Source organism: Xanthobacter autotrophicus (assembly GCF_029991245.1).
In the GTDB taxonomy this organism is placed as follows: Bacteria; Pseudomonadota; Alphaproteobacteria; order Rhizobiales; family Xanthobacteraceae; genus Xanthobacter; species Xanthobacter autotrophicus_C.
In genome coordinates, this window is record NZ_JAIVFO010000244.1 from 1 (window position 1) to 3443 (window position 3443).

1 protein-coding gene is annotated in these 3443 nt (G+C 67.1%); it reads right to left on the minus strand.

All coding sequences use genetic code 11. The annotated features are described in order from the left end of the window. Positions 1–34 precede the first annotated feature (34 nt). Positions 35–3286, minus strand: a complete 3252-nt coding sequence (locus tag K9U41_RS22255; RefSeq protein ID WP_282643026.1) for an efflux RND transporter permease subunit — start codon at positions 3284–3286, stop codon at positions 35–37. Positions 3287–3443: the final 157 nt, after the last annotated feature.

Here is a 3443-nt window from a genome sequence, read left to right on the forward strand (position 1 = left end):
CTCCCCCGCAGGCGGGAGAGGGGCTTTGCGCTGCTCACTCCCCCGGCTGAAGCGCCGGCGGCGTAGCAGGGGCGGTGCCATGGCCCGCCGCGTGGCCCACCCCTTCGGACGCGTCCGGCGCCGGCTCCACGGTGCCGTGGCCGTGCTGGGTGAGGGGCCGGTTGCCGGCCAGCGCCCGCAGCATCACGTAGAACACCGGCGTCAGGAAGATGCCGAAGGCGGTCACGCCGATCATGCCGGCGAACACCGCCGTGCCCATGGCATTGCGCATCTCCGCCCCGGCGCCGATGGAGGTGACCAGCGGCACCACGCCCATGATGAAGGCGAGCGAGGTCATCAGGATCGGCCGCAGCCGCAGCCGGCTCGCCTCCAGTGCCGCCTGAACCGGGGTGCGCCCGGCGAACTCCAGCTCGCGGGCGAACTCCACGATCAGGATGGCATTCTTGGCCGAGAGCCCCACCAGAACCACGAGGCCGATCTGGGTGAAGACATTGTTGTCCCCGCCGGCAAGCCACACCCCGGTCATGGCCGCAAACAGGCCCGTGGGCACGATCATGATGATGGCGAGCGGCAGCATCAGGCTTTCATACTGGGCCGCCAGCACCAGGAAGACGAGGAAGATGGCCAGCGGAAACACCCACACCGCCGAATTGCCGGCCAGGATGTCCTGGTAGGTCAGCTCCGTCCATTCGAAGGCGAAGCCCTTGGGCAGGGTCTCGGCGGCGACGCGCTCCACCGCCGCCTGCGCCTCGCCGGAGGAGAAGCCGGGGGCGGCGCCGCCGTTCACGTCCGCCGAGAGGAAGCCGTTGTAGCGCATGGCCCGCTCCGGCCCCGCCGCCGAGCGCACCTTCAGCAGCGCCGACAGCGGGATCATCTCGCCGGTGGCGGAGCGCACCTTCAGGGTGCCCACATCCTCCGGCCGGGCGCGGAACGGGGCGTCCGCCTGCACCCGCACCGTGTAGGTACGGCCAAAGGTGTTGAAGTCGTTCACATAGGACGAGCCCAGATAGATCTGCATGGTCTCGAACACGTCGGTGACGGAGACATTCAGCTGCCGCGCCTTCACCCGGTCGATATCGGCGAACAGCTGAGGCACGTTCACCTGGTAGGAGGAGAACAGGCCGGCCAGCTCCGGCGCGGTGGCCGCCTTGGCGAGGAAGGCCTTGGTGGCCTGGTCGAGCGCCTCGTAGCCGCGGCCGGCGCGATCCTCGATCTGGAACTTGAACCCGCCGATGGTGCCGAGCCCCTGCACCGGGGGCGGCGGGAACATGGCGATCATCGCATCCGGGATGGCGGCGAATTTCTGGTTCAGCGCCAAGGCGATGGCGTTGCCGGACAGGGCCGGCGACTGGCGCGCCTCGAACTCGTCCAAGCCGACGAAAACAATGCCGGAGTTGGAGGAGTTGGTGAACCCGTTGATGGACAGGCCGGGGAAGGCGATGGCCGATTTCACGCCCTCTTCCTTGAGGGCGATGTCGCTCATATGGCGGATCACCTCTTCGGTCCGGTCCAGCGTGGCGCCGTCGGGAAGCTGGGCGAAACCGACGAGATACTGCTTGTCCTGCCCCGGCACGAAGCCGGGCGGCACGGCGCGGAACAGCACCACCGTCAGGGCCACCAGCACGACGTAGAGGCCCAGCATGATCGCCTTGTGGGCGATGGTGCGCTTCACCACGCTGCCATAGGCGTTGGAGCCGTTCACGAAGGCCTTGTTGAAGCCCTTGAAAAACCAGCCGAAGCAGAAGTCCATGAGGCGCGTGAGGCGATCCTTCGGCGCATCGTGCCCCTTCAGCAGCAGGGCCGAGAGGGCCGGCGAAAGGGTGAGGGAATTGATGGCCGAAATCACCGTCGAGATGGCGATGGTGAGGGCGAACTGCTTGTAGAACTGGCCGGTGAGTCCGGAGATGAACGCCAGCGGCACGAACACCGCGATCAGCACCAAGGCGATGGCGATGATGGGTCCGGACACCTCCTGCATGGCCTTGTAGGTGGCCTCCCGCGGCGAGAGGCCGCCCGCGATGTTGCGCTCCACATTCTCCACCACCACGATGGCGTCATCCACCACGATGCCGATGGCGAGCACCAGCCCGAACAGGGTCAGGGCATTGATGGAAAAGCCGAACAGGTGCATCACCGCGAACGTGCCGACGATGGAGACCGGCACCGCCAGCAGCGGGATGATGGAGGCCCGCCAGGTCTGGAGGAACACGATCACCACCAGCACCACCAGCAGCACCGCTTCCAAGAGCGTATGCACCACCGCGTCGATGGAGGCGCGGACGAACTGGGTGGTGTCGTAGACGATGGAATAATCCACGCCCTCCGGCATGTTGGCCTTGATCTCCTCCATCACCCGGCGTGCATCGTCGGCGATGCGGATGGCGTTGGAGCCGGGGGCCTGGAAGATGGGCACCGCCACCGCCTGGGTGTTGTTGAGCAAGGATCGCAGGGCGTATTCGGAGGCGCCCAGCTCCACGCGCGCCACGTCCTTCAAGAGCACGATCTCGCCGTTGGCGCCGCTCTTCACCACGATGTTGCCGAACTCCTCGGCGTTGGCGAGGCGGCCCTGGGCGTTGATGGACAGCTGCAGGTCGAGCCCCGGCGCGCCGGGGGAAGCGCCCACCACGCCGGCGGCCGCCTGCACGTTCTGGGCGCGGATCTCGCGCACCACGTCGCTCGCGGACAGCCCGTGCTCGGCCACCTTCTGCGGGTCGAGCCAGATGCGCATGGAATAGTCGCCGGCGCCGAACAGCTGCACCTGCCCCACGCCCTCGATGCGGGCGAGGCGGTCCTTCACGTTCAGCACCGCGTAATTGCGCAGATAGGTGGTGTCGTAGCGATTGTTGGGGGAAATGAGGTGCACCACCATGGTGAGGTCGGGCGAAGACTTCACCGTGGTGACGCCGAGGCGCCGCACTTCTTCCGGCAGGCGGGGTTCCGCCTGGGAGATGCGGTTCTGCACCAGCTGCTGCGCCTTGTCCGGATCGGTGCCGAGGCGGAAGGTGACGGTCAGCGTCATCAGGCCGTCGGTGGTGGCCTGGCTGGACATGTAGAGCATGTCCTCGACGCCATTGATGGCTTCTTCCAGCGGCGTGGAGACGGTCTCGGCGATCACCTTGGGGTTGGCGCCGGCATAGGTGGCGCGCACCACCACCTGCGGCGGCACCACCTCCGGATATTCCGATATGGGCATGGCCCGCATGGCGATGAGGCCGGCGAGGAAGATGAGCACCGAGAGCACGCCCGCAAAGATGGGACGGTCGATGAAGAACTTGGACAGGTTCATGGGACCCTCCCGAAGGTGCGGGTGGTTGAAGGGGTTCGGAACGCGGGACGCGGCAGGTCCTTCCCCATTCCCTGCGGGGGAGGGAGCGGACGAAAAAGGTGGGTGAGGGGCGAAGCCACTTGCCAGGGGCGCGGCGCACGGCCCACCCCTCACCCTG